Here is an 18690-nt window from a genome sequence, read left to right as displayed (position 1 = left end):
AAAAAGCGGCGAGGTGCGAGAGGAGCCACGAGGTCACTCGCCGCTCACCGGGTTCTTCGGCACGCGCTTCTCCGACACCAGGAGCCGCACCGCGCCCTGCCGCTGCGGCTCGGCGGCCCACACCACCCAGTGGCCGCCCACCTTCGCCGACTGCTCGCGCGGGTTCACCGAGAAGCCGTTCCCGTCGGGAGCGGGTTCGATGATCTGGAACGTCACCTCCAGTCCCCGCCTGCGCGTCTCGGCCAGGACCTCGGCGACCGTGCGGCCGTCCGCGACGTACCCCTCCAGGGCCTCGCCCTTCCGGCCGGCGTCGGCGTTGTTCTGGTACGGCTCCCCGGGCCTGGCCGGACGGCCGAGGTAGAGCGTCCCCTTGCCGCCGAACCCCTTGGAGACGGTGACGGTGAGCGCGCAGCCCGGCCGCCCGGGGGTGCAGCCTTCCGGACGGAGGGCGCCGCCGATGCGGTCGCGCTCGGTCGTGCCGGCGAAGCCGAGCCGGAAGACCCGGCCGACCCCCGTCGGGGACGCGGGCCGCAGGTCGAGGGCGACGTCCAGGCCCATCGCCCGGAACGCCTCGTTGTAGAGAGCGTGGTCGGCGAACGGGTCCTTGATCGTGGCCACGTACTCGTCGCCGCGCAGCTCGATGTCGATGGCGGCGTTGGCGTACGCGGTGGGACGGGCGTCGCGGCCGGCCACCACCGGCCCCAGCACGGCCACGGCGGCCAGCACGGCGGCCGCCGGCAGGCCCGCGAGCAGGAAGCGGGCGCGCCGGGGCACGCGCGGCGCGGCCGGGACGCGGTCCCCCTCCGCGGCCAGCGCGGCCAGGAAGCGGCCCTCCTGCGCGGCCAGCGCGTCCGCGGCGGGCGCGGGCACCTCGGAGCGGAGGCGTTCGAGCTCGGTCATCTCATTCATGGACGGGCTCCTCGCTGACGATGGCCATGGGGTTGACTCCGCCGAGCTCCCCACGCAACTTCTCCCTGGCCCGGTTGATCCGCGACCGCACGGTTCCGACGCGTACGTCCAGCGCCTCGGCGACCTCGGGGTACGTCAGCCCGGCCCAGGCGACCAGGAGCAGCGCGTCCCGGTGCCCCCGGGGCAGCGTCGCCAGCGCCCCGGCCAGGCGGCGGCGGGCCGCGGCGGCGCTGACCCGGTCGTCGCTGCGGTCGGTGAAGGAGGCCGTGACCGGGTCGGTGCCGGTGCGTTCGAGCACGCGCAGCTGGTGCACCTCGGTGCGCACGTGGCGGCCCATCAGGTTGGTGGCGATGCCGTACAGCCAGGGACGGGCGTGCGGGCGGGACAGGTCGTAGCGGCCGCGCTGCCGGAACGCCGTCAGGAACGTCTCCGCCACCACGTCGTCCGCCGCGTCGGCACCCAGCCTTCTGGTGACGTACCGGGTGATGCCGGAGGCGTGCCGGCGGAACAGCTCGGCGAAGGCTTCCGGTTCGTGCAGGGAGCGTTGGACATGGGAGGCGTCATCACCTTCCGTAGGGTTCGGGGCGTTCACTTCGTGGCCTTTCGGCGATGAATCAGGACAACTGTTGTTGCCTGACCGGCCGCGAGCGGTTCCCGGTGACCGCGTACGGAACGCCCCCCATCATCCCGGGAGGCGGTCAGCCGTCGAGGGCGGTGTAGTCGACCTTGCCGTTGGGCAGCCGCGGCAGCGCGTCCAGCCGCTGGAACACCGTCGGGACGGCCACGATCGGCAGCCGGTCCAGCAGGTGGGCGCGCAGGGCCCGGCGGTCGATCCGGTCCTCCCCGGTGACGAGGTAGCCCTTCAGCCGGGCCGGTCCCGAACCGGCCCGCGCGACCCCGACGGCGGCGGCCAGCACGCCGGGGAAGCCCGCCATGGCGTGCTCGATCTCCGCCCGTTCCAGCCGCGCGCCGCCCAGCTTGAGCTGGTGGTCGGCGCGGCCGTGGAAGAGCAGCTCGCCGTCCGGGCGCAGGGAGACCAGGTCGCCGGTACGGTAGGCGTCCCCGATGCCCTCGGCCAGGCCGGGGCCGGAGATCACCAGCTCCCCGACGCCGTCCGGGCCGGGATCGGTGATGGACACCCGCGCCCCCGGGACCGGGCGGCCGATCGGCACCCGGGACGCCCGCGCGTCCTCGGGGACGCAGCGGTGGACCGTGCTCCAGACGGTGCACTCGGTGGGGCCGTACTCGTTGTGCAGCACCGCGCCGGGCAGCGCCGCGTAATGCTCCCCGACCAGCGCGGGCGGGCACGTCTCGCCCGCGACGATCACCGTGCCGAGCGACCCGAACGCGTCGGCCAGGCCGTTGCGGAGCGCCAGCCCGTAGAACGACGGCACCATGAGCAGGTGCGAGGGCCGGTGCGCGACGGCGAAACGCGCGACGGCGGCCAGGTCGGACGGGCGCTGGCTCGGGATGACCAGCCTGCCGCCGCAGGCCAGCGTCCAGTAGATACCGGCGACCGAGCTGTCGAACGAGATGGACGAGCAGAGCAGGAACCCGGTGACCGGCGCCGCGTAGTGGGCCAGCCGGGCCCCGGTCGACCAGGCCAGGGCGGCGCGCGAGACGGTGACGGGCTTCGGCGTGCCCGTCGAGCCGCTGGTGAAGCAGGTGTAGGCGAGCCGCCCCGAGGTCGCGGGCAGCGGCCCGCCCGGCAGGTCCGTGCCGGACATCTCGACGCGACGGGCCGGGCCGGTCAGCGGGACGATCATGTCGGGCTCGATGAGCGCGATCCGGGCCCCGCACGCCTGCGCGACGTCCTGCTGCCGCTGGAAGGGGAAGGCGGCGTCGATGGCCACGTAACGACCACCGGCCCGCAGGACGGCGAGCATGCCGATCACCGCCCACCGGGACAGATGCGCATGGATCACCACGGGCTCGTCCGGGCGCAGGCCCGCGTCCAGCAACACCCGGGCCAGCCCGGCGCTGCGCCGGTCCAGGTCCCGGTAGGACAGCTCGCCCTCGCGGTCGGCGATCGCCGTGGCCGTGCCGCCCAGGTGCGGCTCGATGAGCTCAAGCATCGGCCAGCCGCTCCAGCACGCGCAGGAACCCGGCGACCTTCGCCTCCACCCAGTCCCGGCCGAACATCGCGGCCTCGTAGGAGACGATGCCGACCACCTCCTCGTCCACCCGCATCGACCACAGCAGGTGCACCGGCATCACGGGCGCGGGCTGCCGCTCCTCCGGCACGGGCGTCAGCACCAGCGCCGGGTCCTCGGCGGTGGGGGCGAACGGCGTCCTGGGGATGAGCTGGAACACCGGGAAGGTGCGCTCGACGACCTCCGACGGGTCGAACATCACGGCCGCCAGCTCCGGCGCCTGCGGCAGCACCCGCAGCAGCGGCACGTCGTGCCGGTAGGCCGCCCGGCACGCCTGGTCGGCGCGGCGGCTCAGCTCGTCCAGGTCGGCGGGGTCGCCGGTGGTGATCCGCAGCCACAACATGTTGAGCATGAACCCGGCCGTGTACCACTCCGACGGCTTGCGCCCCGCGGTGATGACCGGCACGACCGCGTCGTGGCGCCCGGCCCACACCGACGCGGTGAACGCCGTCAGCAGCAGGGTGAACGGCGTGGTCCGGCGGCGGCGGGCCACCCGGCCCAGGTCCCGCCACAGCGGGCCGGGCACGGCGAAGCGGCACGTCCGCTGGTCGCCGCGCCTGCCGGGCGTCGGCACCGGCATGGCGAGCTCCGCCACGCCGTCCAGCCGCTCCTTCCAGTACGGCAGCGCGTCGGTGATCGTCCGCTCCCAGGCGGGCGAGAAGTCGTCGGCGGCGACCTCGGCGTACCCCATGACGGCGGAGCCCGGCGGCGGCCCGCCGCGCAGCCGGGCGGTGTAGGCGTCCGACAGGTCGCGCGCCAGCAGCGGCAGCGACCAGGCGTCGGAGGTGAGGTGGTGGGCGACGATCACCAGCAGGCTGGTGCCGTCCGCGCACCGGCCCAGGTGCACCCACAACAACGGCGGCTCCTCCGGCGGGTACGCCGAGCCGGTGGCCATCGCGAGGAAGGCGTCCTCGTCGTCCACGTCGTGCACCAGCAGGCGGCCCGGCGCGCTCTCGTGCACCCGCGCCCGGACCTCGCCGTCCGGGTCGCGCGACACGGCCGTGCGCAGCGCGTCGTGCCTGGCCACGACGTCGTCCACGGCCAGGCGCAGCACGCCGGCGTCCACCTCGTGCGCCACCCGGTAGGCCGCCCGCACGATGAACGTCGAGTTGACCACGCTCCCCGGCACGGCCTGCTCCAGCCCGAGCAGCAGCTGCTGGGCGTAGGTGAACGGGATCTCTGTCGTCATTGGCCTCTCCTGGGCGTCCCCGAGATGATCAGCTTCTTGAAACCGGTGAGGAAGGTCGATCGCACCCGGACCGGGTCGCCGGCCACCTCGACGTCGGCGAAGGTCGCGAAGAGCGTCGCGAAGAACAGCCGCAGCGTCAGACGGGCCAGGTGGGATCCGATGCAGTAGTGGTGTCCGCTGCCGAAGGCGAGGTGGCGGTTGGGCGTGCGGGCCGGGTCGAACGTGTCGGGGTCGGCGAAGACGGCGGGGTCGCGGTTGGCCGAGCCGATCCAGGCGACCACGGGCTCGCCCGCCGCGAGCTCCACGCCCGACAGCCGCACCGGCCGGGTCGTGTGCCGCATGAAGTGACTGCCGGGCGACGCCCAGCGCAACGCCTCCTCGACCCCGTCGCGCAGCAGGTCCGGACGGCCGGCCCAGGCGCGGTAGCCGCCGCCCCCGGCCAGCTCGAACACCGTCGAACTGGCCACGTTCGGCAGGGTGACGCTCGCTCCGAGCAGCAGGCTGTAGCAATTGGAGACGGCCGTGCCGGGGTCCATCCGGCCGCCGTCCTGCGACACCATCAGGCTGATCAGGTCGTCGCCCGGTTTGCGGGCGCGCTCCCGCACCAGCTGCAGGAAGTAGGCGAACAGCTCGCGGTGCGCCCGGCGCAGCGTCCCGGACGCGTCGCCGGCGAGCCGGTAGTCGGGGTCGTCCTCGGCGCTGGCCGCCATGACCAGCGTCAGCAGGCGCGGACGGTCGTCGCGGGGCAGCTCCAGCAGCGGCCCGACCAGCGCCAGCGGCAACCCCCGTACGGCGGCGGCCAGGTCGAACTCCGGCCCGTCCAGGCCGGGGGCGAGCAGGGCGGTGATCGCCGCGATGACGGACGGCTCGTAGGCCGCGGCCGAGCGCATGCCCATGACCTTCTGCAGCGGGCCGCGCATCCGGTCGTGCTCGGGCGGGTCGGTGGCGGCGAGCTGCCGTCCGGCGGCCGGGTCGTCGCGGCCCAGGAGGTTGAGCAGGGTCCCGCGCTCGCTGGTGAAGCACGTGTGGTCGCGCAGGACGCGGTCCACGTCGGCGTACCGGGTGACCGACCAGAAGCCCCGGTCGTGCCGGTGCACCGGGTCGTTCTCACGCAACCACCGCCAGGTCTCGTGCTGCCCGCCCGCCTCGAACAGGGCGGGGTCGGCGAGGTCACGCATGGTCGAGCGGGGCCGGCGAGCCGATCACCTCGGCCAGCTCGGCGATGGTCGGCGACAGGAACAGCGTCCAGGCGGGCACCTCGAAGCCGAACTCCCGGTCGATCGCGAACTGCACGTCGGCCGCCAGCAGGGAGTCGCCGCCCAGCTCGAAGAAGTCGTCCTCGATGCCGACGGGCGCGACGCCCAGCTTGGCCGACCACAGGCCGGCCAGCCGCCGTTCGATGTCGGTGCGCGGAGCCTCGTACGCCGATTCCAGTTCGAGGTCGTCCCGTGACGTGACAGTGGTCATCCCAGCTCCGTGGTGAGGTGAACGCGCAGACCCGGCCACCCTGCCCCCGCCGATGTTGAGCCCCCGTTGAGAATGCGTTGATCACCTCCGCCGCCGCCCGGCTAGACTCCCGCCGGGAGGTGACCGTGAACGGTCCGCGCACGAGGAACGCGCTGCTCGCCCTCTGCCTGTCGGCCGCCCTCACCGCCTGCGGAACCCAGTGGTTCCCATATCGCCTCCAGGCCGACCCGGCGGCCCTCGCGCAGGTCCGGGAGATCGGCCGGACGGTGCGACAGGAGCAGGCGGAGCTGTCCTATGACGGCACGACCCAGGTCGAGGACATCGTGGTGCTGGACCTCGGCACCGCCACCTTCGAGCAGGCCCTGCGCCTGGCGCACGACCGCGTACGCCGGTCGGTTGAAGGCCGGTGCGGTCGTCGTGGTGCGGCTGTGTGAAACGGCGTGAGCCGGGCCCGGTGAAAACGGGCAGGGCAGCGCTTGACGGGTTGCCGGATTTCGTTTCATAGTGGGCCGGTCAAGTCTCTCACGTATGTCCGGAGGTTCTTGCCGGTAATTATGTTAGCGATAACATCGCTGCCAATCATTCGGTGATGCAGCAGGTGGGTGGGCATTTCTGGGGTGCGCGCGAGCGTGCGTACTCATGCCTGGAATTTCCTCGGAAAGCGGAGGTCCATTGATGAGGTTCCGGTCCCGATCAAGCATTCTCGAAATGGCGGGAGCCGCCGTCCTGCTCGTCGCCGGGCTGCTCGCCGGCGCCCCCTCGGCGGCGCGGGCCGCCGCCCAGCAGCCGTGCGACATCTACGGCGCCGGCGGCACCCCCTGCGTGGCGGCCCACAGCACGACCCGCGCCCTGTACGCCGCCTACAACGGCCCGCTCTACCAGGTCCGCCGCTCCTCCGACAACGCCACCCGCGACATCGGCCTGCTCGCCGCCGGCGGTTACGCCGACGCCGCCGCCCAGGACACGTTCTGCGCCGGCACGACCTGCCTCATCACCGTCCTCTACGACCAGTCCGGACGGGGCAACCACCTCACCCAGGCGCCCCCCGGCGGCTTCCCCGGCCCGGCGCCCGGCGGGTACGACAACCTCGCGATCGCGACCGCGGCCCCGACCATGGTCAACGGCCACAAGGCGTACGGCGTGCGCGTCACCCCCGGCACCGGCTACCGCGACAACGTCACCAACGGCATCGCCAAGGGCGACCAGCCCGAAGGCATGTACGCCGTCTTCGACGGCACCCACCACAACGGCGGCTGCTGCTTCGACTACGGCAACGCCGAGACCAACAGCCGCGACAACGGCAACGGCACCATGGAGGCCATCTACTTCGGCGACATCAAGGTCTGGGGCTACGGCACCGGCAACGGCCCCTGGGTCATGGCCGACCTGGAGAACGGCCTGTTCTCCGGCGTGAACCCGGGCTACAACCCGGGTGACCCCAGCGTCAGCCACCGCTACCTGACCGCCGTCGTCAAGGGCGAGCCGAACCACTGGGCGATCCGCGCCGGGAACGCCCAGTCCGGCGGCCTGTCCACCTACTACGACGGTCCCCGTCCCAACGCCCCGGGCTACAACCCCATGAAGAAGGAGGGCGCGATCATCCTCGGGATCGGCGGCGACAACAGCAACGGCTCCGCGGGCACCTTCTACGAGGGCGTGATGACCGCCGGCTACCCCTCGAACGCCACCGAGAACGCCGTGCAGGCGAACATCGTCGCCGCCGGCTACAGCACCACGACCGGCGGCGCGGACGGGACGCTCACCCCCGGCGCGTCCGTCTCGCTGCGCGCGACCACGGCCTGCTGCACCACCCGCTACCTGCGCCACCAGAACGACCAGGTGGTCACGTCGGTGATCGGTGCCGGCAGCTCGTCGCTGGACAGGAGCGACGCCACGTGGATCGTCCGCAGCGGCCTGGCCGGGGCCTCGTGCGTGTCGTTCGAGTCGCGGAACTACCCGGGCGACTACCTGCGGCACCGCAACTACCAGCTCTACCGGCAGCACGACGACGGCAGCGCGCTGTTCGCCGCCGACGCCACCTTCTGCCCGCAGGCCGGCAAGAGCGGCCAGGGCACGTCGTTCGCCGCCGCGAACTTCCCCGACCGGTTCCTGCGGCACTACGACAACACCGTCTACGTCGCGAGCAACGGCGGCTCGCACGCCTTCGACAGCGCCGCCTCCTGGGCGGCGGACGTGAGCTGGGCCGTCGTCCCGCCCTTGGCGTAGACGGGGCCCCGAGCCGTCCCCGGCCCGCGGCCGGGGACGGCTCAGTGCATGTCGGCCGGGCGCGCCCGCCCGTCGAAGGGGAAACGGGCGCGGAAGTCGATCTCGGCCTCGGCCATCGACATGAACGTGACCCCCTTGTGCCCGCGCATGTACGCGATGAGCCGCTCCAGCATCAGCAGCACCTGGGGACGCCCGCTGACGTCGGGATGCAGCGTGACGGGGAAGACCGCGTAGTCCAGCTCGCGGTAGACCCAGTCGAACTGGTCGCGCCACTGCTGTTCGAGGTCGCGCGGGTTGACGAAGCCGTGGCTGTTCGGCGAGCTCTTGATGAACATCAACGGCGGCAGGTCGTCGAGGTACCAGTTGGCCGAGAACTCCACCAAATCCACCTCCTGGCCCGGCACGAGCGGCTTCATCCAGGACGAGGCGGCCTGCTCGTAGTCGATGTGCGTCCATTGCTCGCCCCTGCGGGCGTAGAAGGGCTGGAAGTCGCGGTAGGACTGCGAGTGGTCGTAGCCGAAGCCGTAACGAAGCAGCAGCTCGACGGTCCGCGCGGACATCTCCCACCACGGCGCCACATAGCCCCGGGGCCGGACGCCGAGCACCTTGTCCAGCACCTCCAGGCTGCGCGCCAGGACGTCCTCCTCCTGCTGGGCGGACATCGCGACCGGGTTCTCGTGCATGTAGCCGTGCGCGCCGACGTCGTGCCCGGCCTCGACGATCCGCCGCATCTGGTCGGGGAACGACTCCGCCGAATGCCCGGGGACGAACCAGCTCGTCCTGATCCCCTCCCGGGCGAACAGGCGTAGCAGCCTCGGGGTCCCGACCTCGGCGGCGAACACGCCCCGCTGGATGTCGTTGGGCGAGTCCTGGCCGCCGTACGAGCCGATCCAGCCCGCCACGGCGTCCACGTCCACGCCGAAGCAGACGTTGATGGCTTTCTTCATGGACCAGGACGTACCCTCACCATGACGGACGGGCACCGGACTCGACGGATCTTGGGCAGATCCTTCCCAGGTGCCCTGGCCTGGACAGGTTCGCCTACAGTTACGGCGTGAACATCTGCGTCTTCTGCTCCGCCGCCGACCTCGACGAGCGTTACACCCGCCCCGCCCGCGAGTTCGCCGAGCTCATCGGCAAGGGCGGGCACACCCTGGTGTGGGGCGGCTCCGACAGTGGCCTGATGAAGGTCATGGCCGACGGCGTGCAGGAGGCCGGCGGCCGCCTGGTGGGCGTCTCGGTCGAGTTCCTGGCGCACAAGGCCCGGCCGGGCGCCGACGAGATGATGATCACCCGCGACCTGGCCGAGCGCAAGGCGCAGCTCCTGTCCCGCGCCGACGGCTTCGTCATCATGGTGGGCGGCAGCGGCACGCTCGACGAGGCCACCGAGATCCTGGAGCTGCGCAAGCACGGCCTGCACAGCAAGCCGGTCGTGCTGCTGAACACCGCGGGCTTCTACGACGGGCTCAAGCAGCAGTTCCAGCGCATGGAGGCGGAGGGCTTCCTGCCGTTGCCCCTCACCGAGCTGGTGTTCTTCGCCGAGGAGGGCGTCGGGGCGATCGCCTACCTGGAGGAGCAGTCGGGCCTGGTCCCGCCGGGCGCCGGCGGCTGACCGGCCCCCGCGGCGCGCGTTCGGAGCGGATCGTGCGCGGGTAGGGGGGAGGGAGGGTGTGGCCGTCGGGGGAGGTCACGATGGGGGCTGACGGCGAGCCCGCGGGCAGCGGGCTGGCGTTCGAGGTGCTGGAACCGGCGCCGGTCGGCGTGGCGGTCGCGCGCGGCCCCGACCACCGCCTGGTCTACACCAACGCCGCCTACCGCTCCCTGTTCGCCGACACCCGCACCGGCCTGCCGGTCGAGGAGGCGTTCGCGGAGTTCGTCGAGGTGCACTTCCGCGAGCAGTTCGACCGGGTCTACGCCACCGGCGAGCCGTTCGTCACCACGGCGGAGCCGGAGTACGTCGTCGGGCCGCAGTGCGAGGAGCGGCGGTTCTTCACCTCCAGCCTGTCGCGCGTGGTCTTCGGGCCGGGCGACTACGGCGTGCTCGAAGTGGTGATGGACGTGACCGACCAGGTCACCGCGGCCCGCCGGATCGAGGCCCTGGCCGAGGAACGCCGCCGCATCCTGCGCCGCTACGAGAGCCTGATGAAGGTCAGCGCCCAGATCGTCTGGGTGACCACGCGCGACGGCTACGTGAAGGAGCCCAGCCCGAGCTGGGAGCGGGTCACCGGGCAGCCGTGGGAGAGGCACCGCGGGCAGGGCTGGCTGAAGATGGTCCATCCCGACGACCGCCAGGACACGATCAGGTCGTGGGCCGGGGCGGTCAGCAGAGCCACCGAGACCTGGGAGCACGTCTACCGGCTGCACACCGCCGACGGCTCCTACCGGCACTTCCAGATGCGGGCCGTGCCCATCTGCGAGAGCGGCCAGGTCGTGGAGTGGGTGGGGTCGTGCACCGACATCGAGGAGCACTGGCAGGAGCAGCGGCGGCAGCGCCTGCTCGACAGCGCCGCGGCGGCCACGGCCCAGCTCACCAGCCTGGAGGAGATGCTCGGCGCGCTGTCCGACGTCATCGTGCCCGAGCTGGCCGACGGCTGCGGCGTCTACCTCATCACCGACCTCACCGGCGAGCGGCACGGCGGGACGCCGTTCGTCGTCGAGCGGCTGGTCACCGCGGTACGTCGCGGCCTGGTGCCGCTGTCGCCGTACAGCGAGGAGCAGCTCGACGACGGCAACGCCTTCGTGGCGGTCGTCCGGCGGCGGCGGCCCGTGCTCCAGACGTTCCCCGCCGGGTGCCCGCCGCCCGACCTGGCGCCGGCCGGCACCCGCGCGTGGCTGGCCGCCAGCGGCGCCAACAGCATGCTGGTCCTGCCGGTCGTGGTCGACGGCGCGGTGCCCGCCGTGGTCGGGGTGGTGACGTGCGGGGACCGTCCGGCGATCAACCGGGCCGACATCACGCTGCTGGGCAACATGTTCGGCCACGCCCACGACGCCCTGAGCCGGGCCATCCGCTTCCAGCGCACCCAGCAGGTCGCGCTGGCCCTGCAGTACAGCCTGCTCGCCGAGCCGCCGCGCCTGCCCGGCCTGCGGATCGTGGCCCGCTACCGGGCCAGCCCCAGCGCCGCCGAGGTGGGCGGCGACTGGTACGACTCCTTCGTCCTGCCCGACGGCGTCCCGGCGCTGGTCATCGGCGACGTGGCGGGGCACGACCTGTCGGCGGCCGTCCTGATGAGCCAGTTGCGCAACATGCTGCGGGCGCTGGCGATGGACCGCTGCGAGCCGCCCGGCGAGATCCTGACCCGGCTCAACGTCGTGATGGAGTCGTTGTCCTCCGAGGTCACGGCCACGTGCGTGTTCGCCCGCGTGGAGGAGGGCAACGGCGGACACCGGCTGCGGTTCGCGGTGGCCGGCCATCCGCCGCCCCTGCTGGTCACCGCCCAGGGCCACGGACGTTTCCTGGAAGAAGCCGTCAGCCCGCTGCTCGGTTTCCCCGACGACGGGACCCGAGCCTCCCGGACCGAGCCGCTGCCGCCGGGCAGCACGCTGCTGCTCTACACCGACGGGCTCATCGAACGGTCGGGCGAGCACCTGGACCTCGGTCTCGAACGGCTGCGCCGGGTGGCGGAGTCGCTCGCCGCCGAGCCGCTGGAGAGCTTCTGCGACCAGGTGCTCAGCGGGCTGCCCAGCACCGGCCTCGACGACATCGCCGTCATCGCCCTGCGGCTGCCGCCCGCGCAGGAGGAGTGATCACGAGGGCAGCACGCCCGTGACCACGCACAGGTTGCGCAGAGCGTTATGGTCGAGGATCGCCCGTGCGGAGTCCCCGGCCAGCAGGGCGGCCGCGGTCTCGCGTCCCATGGCCTGGACGGCCGGGTCGCGCGCGGCCATGGCGTACCCGGCGCTCCTGGCCATGCCCGCGATGACGCGGGAGAAGTCGCCGAAGATGTCGGTGAACAGCAGTCCGGAGCTGACCGCGCCGACGGCCGAGCAGGCGCGGGCCGGCGGCAGCGGGCCCCGGGGAGCCGCGCTGAGCTCGCGGGTCATGGCCGCGCGATCCACGGCCACCGGCTTGTCGCTCGCGGTGGCCACCATGGTGACGGCCAGGTAGCCGAAGAGCACCGTGGCGAGCGCGGTGGGGACGAGCGACAACACGGCGCCGACCGGCCGCCCGGTGACGCCGTTCCACGGACGCGCTCCCCAAGGCCGGGGCCCCACGGCGGACAGCGCCTGCGCGGCGCCGCGCAGGGCGCTGCCCAGCCACGCGGCGGCGGTGCCCGTGACGACCAGCCCGGCGAACCCGACCGAGAAGAACGGCCCGCTCTGCGACAGGTCGACGAGGCGCGGCAGAGGAGCCATGCAGGACGACAGATTCTCGGCGCCGCACGCCGCGATGACCAGGTGGATCATGATGAGCGGCACCAGGCCGAACACGGTCAGCAGCATGAGGATCCCGGCGCCCGCCACGACCGGCGCGGTGCCGCCCCGCCCTCCGGCCGCCACACCGAAGCAGAACGCCCCGGTCAGGGCCACGGCGGTCGCCACGACGAGCAGAGGGGCGAAGAGAGTGGCGGCGCTCTCCATGGGCACGGCCCCCGTGAGCGGCACGCCGCCGAAGGTCGAGCGCAGCCATCCGTAGAAGGGGATCATCACCCCGGCGTAGACGAGGCAGATCGCCAGCGCGGTGACGTTGACCGCCGGCAGCGGCATGCGGGGGGCCGCCAGACGGCTCGGCGGGGCGTCCCGCCAGACGGCCGCGAGGGGCCGGGGCGGCAGGCCGCGCCGCACCGCCCAGCCGATCGACGCGGTGGCGCAGGCCAGCACGACGCAGAGCTGCAACGCCGGGCTGACAGCGGCGGTGAACAGGCCGTACCAGAGAATGTCCCGGCTCGCCGCGCTGTCGATCATCGACGCGATCATGTCGAACCAGTGGCTCAGCCACGCCCCGAAGATCACCGCCGACAGCGCCGAGCCGGCCAGCGCGGCCGTCCGGACCCGCCGGGCCAGCGGCAGCCACACCGACGCGCACAGGACCGCCCACCTCAGCATGAGCTGGAACAGGACGGCGAGCAGCGCCGCCAGCACGACCGCGATCACGGGGGAGCCGGCCAGGACGTCGGCCCACGAGCCGGCCGCGGTCGCCAGCGGCGGCGCGACGAGCTGACCGGTCACCATCCCCGCCGTAAGCGCCAGCGCGGCGGGCAGCGTGGACGGCGGACGCGTGTGCGTGGCCTGCGCCAGCAGCCCGGCCCGCCACACGGTGCCGGCGACCGCCCCGGTGGCCAGCGCCCCGAACAGCACCCCGACGGCCAGGCGCGCCGGGCTGAACGGGGAGGCCACGGGCACCGTGAAGGTCATCTCCACGAGCTGGACGCACGGCGAGTACCCCAGTCCGAGCAGCGCGCCGGCGGCCGCGGACTCCACCACGCCGATCCGGAACAGCCGGGGCGCGCCGCGGATGACGCCCGCCCGCTCCTCGTCGCCCGGGTGGAAGGACCACGGTCCCCGGTCCCGTCGGCGCCGCCGGTTGTGCGGCCGTGACGGGCCCAGGGTGTCCAGGAGCAGCCGCTCGCCGTCCGGTGTGGCGCAGCCGCGCAGGTCGGCGTAGTACTCCCTGGTCCTGAGCACCGAGGTGCGGGCGAACCACAGCAGGGCCAGCACGGCCGCCAGCCGCCACGGCAGGACGGTGAGCAGGCCCGGCTCGACCGCCGCGAGCAGCAGCAGGGGCAGCGCGACGACCAGCAGGTACGCCCACCAGACCGCGAAGGCGAACGTGGTCAGGCCGACGTCATTGTTGCGCAGATGGGCCAGCTCGTGGGCGAGGACGGTGTCGAGTTGCCCGGGGTCGGCGTCGGCCGCGCGCAGCAGCCCGAGGTCGAGGATGATCCGGTACCGGGGACGACGGCCGAAGGCCCGGCCGCTCGCGCTCGCGCGCAGGGTCGCGACGTACACCTCCGTCCCTGGGGCAAGGGCCCGTACGGTGTCCTCGACGCGCCGCACCACGGCGGCCATGCCCTCGTCCACCGCGAACTGGGCCAGCGGTCGGGGACCGGAGAGCATGACCAGGCGCGGGTGCAGGAGGTGGATCACGACGGCCACGGCCAGCAGCCCGGCCACCATGCCGATCACCACCCACCCGGTGCGCGCCGAATACCGCTGGACACAGTCGATGTAGGCCGAGACCAGGACGCCGTCGGGGATCGCTCCCGCGCCGGATCCCGCGGCCAGGGCGCAGGCACGATAGCCGCGGTCAGGGCTGCCGGCGGCGTACCGGTCGAGCAGGACCAGGTACAGGTGCACGGCGCTGGTGACCGCGACGACGATCATGAGCAGGAAGCGGGCCGTTGTCGCAGCCGGCAGCGCGAACGGGTCCAGCCGCGGAGGAGGCGGCGTCGCGGGCGTGCCGGCCCGCGCCGTCGCCTGCCGGAAGGGGCCGGCGGGCGGGCCCACGGTCAGGGCCGCGGGTCGATGAGGGCCGCGGCGAGCAGCGTGTTCACGCGCTGGGCCAGCTCCTCGGGCATCCCCGCCGCCAGCACGATCTCGGCCGCCTGCGCGCCGATCGCCGCCGCCTCCACCGCGCTGACCCTGGGCAACGGCGTGCGCTCGCCCTGCGGGGCGACGGCCGTGGTCAGCGCCCTGCGACGGCGGCGCGCCCGCCACCGGGCCCGCAGCCGGTCGACCCGTTCGGTGGTCATGCCCGTCAGCACCTCGCAGGCCACGCCGTTGAGCAGGGTCAGGACCACGCCGAGCACGAGCTGCATGCCCTCGCCCGCGTCGAAGCCGGTGGGCTGGTCGCGTTCGCGTCCGCGTAGCGTGGCGCGGACCGCGCGTCTGCGGGCGGCCGGGTTGCCGAAGAAGTCCGCGCAGGCCAGGGGCAGGAAGCGCACGTCCTCGGGGGCCACGTCGAGCAGGATCGTCCGGGCGGCCTCTTCGATGGTCGGCGCCGTACGACGGGAGTCGCCGCCGGAAATGCCGGGTTCTGGGGAGCCTGGTTCGGGCATGTCTCCTCGCCTGACTTGAACTGAGTCCCCGAATCACCCCTATGAGAGCATGTCCGCCGCTCTGCGGATACATGACCGCTGAAGGCGATCGGCCCCTTTCGCGGACGTCCCGCCGCCGGGGGAGTGTTGCGCTGGAAGTGAAGAGCGGGGGTCCGGACGGGCCGGGTGGGCCAGGATGGCAGGCATGCGGACACTTGTTCTCGGCGGCACGAGGTTTCTGTCCAGGGAGATCGCGCGGCAGGCCCGCGACCGCGGGCACGAGGTGGTGTGCGCGGCGCGCGGCGTGGCCGGCGAACCGCCCTCGGGCGTGGAGTTCGTCCGGGTCGACCGGGCCGAAGACGGCGGGCTCGCGCCGCTGAAGGGGGCGTTCGATCTGGTCGTCGACGTCGCCCGGCTGCCCAGCCAGGTGCGGCGCGCGGTCACGGAGCTGGCGGGCCGGGCCGGTCACTACACGTTCGTCTCGTCGTGCAGCGTCTACTCCGACGCGACCCGGGTCAACCAGGTCCTGCACGCCCCGTTGCCCGCCGACGCCGACGAGAGCGACCCGGAGAACTACGGGCCGGCCAAGGTGGCGTGCGAGCAGATCCTCGGCGACGGCGCGCTGCACGTACGGGCCGGGCTGATCGTCGGCCCCGAGGACCAGTCCGACCGGTTCACCTACTGGGTCGAGCGGCTGGCGCGCGGCGGCCCCGTGCTGGCTCCCGGCTCGCCCGGCGATCTGGTGCAGCTCGTCGACGTGCGCGATCTCGCGGCCTGGACGCTCGACGCGGCCCAGGCCGGGCTGACCGGCCCTTACGACGGCATCTCCATGCCCTTCACCAGGGGGGAGATGCTGGCGGGCATCGCCGAGGGGCTGGCGGTGGCGCCGGAGCTCGTCTGGGCGGGCCAGGAGTTCCTCGCCGGGCACAAGGTCGAGCCGTGGGCCGGGCCGCGTTCGCTGCCGCTGTGGTTGCCGTTGCCGGAATACGCCGGGTTCATGGCCCGGGACACCTCCGCCACGTTGGCCGCCGGTCTGCGCATCCGTCCGGTCGCCGACACGGCCCGCGACACGCTCGCCTGGCTGCGCGCCTCCAGCCACCGAGTGACCCGCGCCGGCCTGACCACCGACGAAGAAACCGAACTCCTCCACCTACTTCCCTGACCCTCCGCCCCCCGGGCCTCCGCCCCCCCCGGGCCCCCTGGCCGCATGGGCGGTCGGCTGCCTGCGCGGGGGCGCCGTGACCGGGATCATGGACGGTGTGTTGCACGTGACGATGAACGACTCCGCGGCCGGTCTGCTCGGTGTGCCGGGCGGCCCGGCCCTGCCAGCACCGCCGGGCGGCCTCGCTCCCGGCCTGCGGGAACGGGTGGCCCAGGGGCTGGTCCGGCGGGGTGAGGTGCTCGGCTGGGCCGCCTCGACGGACGGCGCCGAACGTGCCCCCGCGCCCTTCCACGACCTCACCGGCTGGGAGTGCGACCGGAGTTCCGTGCATCTGGAGGACTTCGTCCCGGTCGAGGTCGTCACCGTCGATCACGCGCCGGTGATCGGCGACGAGGGCCAGCGCGTCCTGCTGCTGCACGGCGTGGCGCTCGCCCTGGAGGTCGGCCGGCTCACCCGCGCCCTGCACCCGCCCGCCCCGGTGCGCTGCGTCGTGACCGCGAACGAGACCAGCGCGACGTTCCGGTTCCACCGGATCAGGCCGGCCGAGAGCTGGAACGCCGCTGACCTGGACGGGTACGCCGGCGACAAGGTGATCGTGGTGGATCGGGGGCCGTTCGCCGCACTCCAGGAGCATCCGGACGTGCCGGACGCCGCGTACGATTCCTGAGCGTGTCGATGAGGTTGAGCCTCGCGAAGATCGAGGTAGCGCTGCTGGAGTCCGTACGGGCCGAACCCGCCCTCATCGGGGCCGTCCTTGAGAGCCGGTCGCGCGGTCTCCCCCTGGAGACGGACGTGTTCGCGGACGACCACCGCTCGCTCACCGCCATCGCCGAGGGACGCGCAGAGGCCGAGCACGGCACCGCGCGATGGAGGTACTGCTTCCCCTGGCTGGCGGTGGCCACCGGCGAGGACGGCGCGAACGACGTGGCCGGGTGCGAGGTCGGCTACGGTCCGCCGTTCGTGCTGGATCCCGGTCTGGTGGCGGCGGTCGCGCGGGGCCTGGCCGAGGAGGGGTGGAGGTTCGGCGCCGGTCACGCGGGCGGGACGTACGAAGGACTGGAGGCGCTGGCGCCGTTCTACGCGGCGGCGGCCCACGAGGGCAAGGCGGTCGTGGGCGCGGTGCGCTGACGGCCCTCGTCCGCTTGCGCGATGCGTGACCTCGGCTGCCGATCTCGGGCCTCTGCTGCGTGAACGTGCCGCTGGTGGTGTGGTGGGGGTGTGCAGGTTGGGGGCGGGTGCAGTGCAGACTGTCCCATGGCTGGGGGTTCGGGCCTAACGTCCCGGAATATGCAGACAGTGGACGTTCTGGTGGTGGGGGCGGGGCTGGCCGGGTTGAGCACCGCCCGCCTGCTGGCCCGGCGGGGGCTGGACGTCATGGTCGTCGACCGCCGCAGGTCGTTGTCGGCCGGCGTCCGGACCACCGGGATCTTCGTACGCCGCACGCTCGACGACTTCGACCTACCCGGCCACCTGCTCGGGCCCGGTGTCCGGGACGTCCTGCTGTATCCGCCGTCGCGGCGCTCGCCGATCCGGCTCACCAGCGACCGGGACGAGTTCCGGGTGGCCGACATGGCCGCCGTCTACGAGCACGCCCGCCGCGCGGCGGAGTCGGCCGGCGCCCGCGTCCTGCTGGGCGTCAGGTACACGGGCAGCTCATCGGGCCTCGTACACCTGGAACGCACAAGCGGCGCAGAGAGCGCGGACGGCGCGGAGGGCGCGGTCGGCGTTGTGGGGGTGGAGGTGGTGAGGGTGAGGTTTGTTGTGGGGGCGGATGGGGCGCGGTCGCGGGTGGCGCGTGATCTCGGTCTCGACGTCAACCGGCGGTTTCTCGTCGGCGCCGAGATCGTCCATGCGGTCGCGCCGGGTTCGGGCGTTCCGGCGTTCCACTGCGTGCTGGATCCCCGGGTGGCTCCGGGGTACCTCGGGTGGGTGGTGGACGACGGGCGGCACGCCCACGTGGGGGTCGCGGGGGAGCCGGGGGCGATGCGGGCCGGCGTCCGCCGTCTGCTGGACGCCTTCGCCGCCGACGCGCCCGGTCGCGCGACGCCCGCCGGACCGGTCGAGCGCCGGGGAGGCCCGATCCCGGTCGGGGGCGTGCTGCGGCGGCTGGCGTGCCCGGACGGGCTGCTGGTCGGGGACGCGGCGGGCGCGGTGTCGCCCCTGACGGCCGGTGGGCTGGACCCCTGCCTGCGGATGTCCGAGCTGGCCGCGTCGGTGATCGCCGACTACCTGCGTACCGGTGACCGAGAGGTGCTGAAGCGGTACGACGGGGCCGCGCTGCGGGCCCGGTTCCGGGGCCGGTTGTTGCTGCGGCGGCTGTTGGCGGGGATCCGGTCACCGGTCGCGGCGGAGGCCGCGGTGACCGTCCTGCGCACCCGTCCCGGCCGGGCGCTGGCCGCGCGGATCCTGTTCGGCGACGGCTCCTTCCCCGAGATCAACCCCCGGCTCCCGGCGGGAGTGGGCACGGTCCGGCGACCTTGACGATCCCCGGCGAGCCAGGCTCGTGAGCGGCCGCAGCGGACCCCGGACGCGGCGTGCCCGAGATCGGGTAGAAACGCGGATGGGGACTCCGATCCCGTGTGAGGGACCGCGGGAGGCCGGAGGACGGGA

The 18690-nt window shown here is 73.4% G+C and carries 17 protein-coding genes; 8 read left to right on the top strand and 9 right to left on the bottom strand.

The window, feature by feature from the left end:
- Positions 1-33 precede the first annotated feature (33 nt).
- From AB0J46_RS21425 to AB0J46_RS21400, 6 genes are all read right to left on the bottom strand, one after another.
- The gene (locus tag AB0J46_RS21425; protein WP_364334412.1) at positions 34-909 is read right to left on the bottom strand and encodes a hypothetical protein; all 876 of its coding nucleotides are present in this window, start codon (positions 907-909) and stop codon (positions 34-36) included.
- Positions 902-1501: an RNA polymerase sigma factor gene (locus AB0J46_RS21420; RefSeq protein WP_364334409.1), complete on the bottom strand. Its 600-nt coding sequence runs from the start codon at positions 1499-1501 to the stop codon at positions 902-904. Before AB0J46_RS21420 ends, AB0J46_RS21425 begins: the two co-directional genes overlap by 8 nt.
- Positions 1502-1607: 106 nt before the next feature.
- Positions 1608-2984 (bottom strand): amino acid adenylation domain-containing protein, encoded by a 1377-nt coding sequence (locus tag AB0J46_RS21415; RefSeq protein WP_364334406.1) that lies wholly within the window; start codon positions 2982-2984, stop codon positions 1608-1610.
- Positions 2977-4251, bottom strand: coding sequence for a condensation domain-containing protein (locus AB0J46_RS21410; protein ID WP_364334403.1), 1275 nt, complete (start codon positions 4249-4251; stop codon positions 2977-2979). The genes AB0J46_RS21415 and AB0J46_RS21410 overlap by 8 nt, the downstream gene beginning before the upstream one ends.
- Positions 4248-5429: a cytochrome P450 gene (locus tag AB0J46_RS21405; RefSeq protein ID WP_364334400.1), complete on the bottom strand. Its 1182-nt coding sequence runs from the start codon at positions 5427-5429 to the stop codon at positions 4248-4250. Before AB0J46_RS21405 ends, AB0J46_RS21410 begins: the two co-directional genes overlap by 4 nt.
- Positions 5422-5718 (bottom strand): phosphopantetheine-binding protein, encoded by a 297-nt coding sequence (locus tag AB0J46_RS21400; protein WP_352353844.1) that lies wholly within the window; start codon positions 5716-5718, stop codon positions 5422-5424. The genes AB0J46_RS21405 and AB0J46_RS21400 overlap by 8 nt, the downstream gene beginning before the upstream one ends.
- 125 nt (positions 5719-5843) lie before the next feature.
- Here AB0J46_RS21400 and AB0J46_RS21395 point away from each other — a divergent pair, with 125 nt between their 5' ends.
- Positions 5844-6152: a hypothetical protein gene (locus AB0J46_RS21395; protein WP_364334396.1), complete on the top strand. Its 309-nt coding sequence runs from the start codon at positions 5844-5846 to the stop codon at positions 6150-6152.
- Between the two features lie 274 nt (positions 6153-6426).
- A complete protein-coding gene (locus AB0J46_RS21390; RefSeq protein WP_364334393.1) occupies positions 6427-7944 on the top strand; it encodes an alpha-L-arabinofuranosidase B in 1518 nt (505 codons plus the stop codon).
- 41 nt (positions 7945-7985) lie between these two features.
- Here the strand turns inward: AB0J46_RS21390 and AB0J46_RS21385 are convergent, their stop codons facing one another.
- Positions 7986-8891, bottom strand: a complete 906-nt coding sequence (locus AB0J46_RS21385) for a polysaccharide deacetylase (protein WP_364334390.1) — start codon at positions 8889-8891, stop codon at positions 7986-7988.
- A 107-nt stretch (positions 8892-8998) separates the two neighbouring features.
- Between AB0J46_RS21385 and AB0J46_RS21380 the strand changes: the two genes are divergently transcribed.
- Entirely contained in the window at positions 8999-9556 is a 558-nt protein-coding gene (locus AB0J46_RS21380) for a TIGR00730 family Rossman fold protein (protein WP_364334387.1), read from the top strand.
- Positions 9557-9636: 80 nt separating this feature from the next.
- Positions 9637-11688 (top strand): SpoIIE family protein phosphatase, encoded by a 2052-nt coding sequence (locus AB0J46_RS21375; RefSeq protein WP_364334384.1) that lies wholly within the window; start codon positions 9637-9639, stop codon positions 11686-11688.
- Here AB0J46_RS21375 and AB0J46_RS21370 read toward each other — a convergent pair whose 3' ends face one another.
- Together AB0J46_RS21370 and AB0J46_RS21365 are read right to left on the bottom strand one after the other, a co-directional pair.
- Positions 11689-14388, bottom strand: coding sequence for a M48 family metalloprotease (locus AB0J46_RS21370; RefSeq protein ID WP_364334381.1), 2700 nt, complete (start codon positions 14386-14388; stop codon positions 11689-11691).
- A 2-nt stretch (positions 14389-14390) separates the two neighbouring features.
- Positions 14391-14939: a hypothetical protein gene (locus AB0J46_RS21365; RefSeq protein ID WP_364334378.1), complete on the bottom strand. Its 549-nt coding sequence runs from the start codon at positions 14937-14939 to the stop codon at positions 14391-14393.
- 184 nt (positions 14940-15123) lie between these two features.
- Between AB0J46_RS21365 and AB0J46_RS21360 the strand changes: the two genes are divergently transcribed.
- The 4 genes from AB0J46_RS21360 (at position 15124) to AB0J46_RS21345 (ending at position 18561) form a co-directional block, all read left to right on the top strand.
- Positions 15124-16080 (top strand): NAD-dependent epimerase/dehydratase family protein, encoded by a 957-nt coding sequence (locus AB0J46_RS21360; protein ID WP_364334375.1) that lies wholly within the window; start codon positions 15124-15126, stop codon positions 16078-16080.
- Positions 16081-16177: 97 nt separating this feature from the next.
- Positions 16178-16747, top strand: a complete 570-nt coding sequence (locus tag AB0J46_RS21355) for a hypothetical protein (RefSeq protein ID WP_364334372.1) — start codon at positions 16178-16180, stop codon at positions 16745-16747.
- Between the two features lie 2 nt (positions 16748-16749).
- Complete coding sequence (locus tag AB0J46_RS21350; protein WP_364334369.1) at positions 16750-17208, top strand: hypothetical protein; 459 nt, start codon at positions 16750-16752, stop codon at positions 17206-17208.
- Between the two features lie 159 nt (positions 17209-17367).
- Positions 17368-18561, top strand: coding sequence for an NAD(P)/FAD-dependent oxidoreductase (locus AB0J46_RS21345; RefSeq protein ID WP_364334366.1), 1194 nt, complete (start codon positions 17368-17370; stop codon positions 18559-18561).
- Positions 18562-18690 lie beyond the last annotated feature (129 nt).

Source organism: Nonomuraea sp. NPDC049758 (assembly GCF_040674635.1).
In the GTDB taxonomy this organism is placed as follows: domain Bacteria; phylum Actinomycetota; class Actinomycetes; order Streptosporangiales; family Streptosporangiaceae; genus Nonomuraea.
Note: the sequence above shows the minus strand (reverse complement) of the source record. Positions and strands in the feature narration are given on the sequence as shown.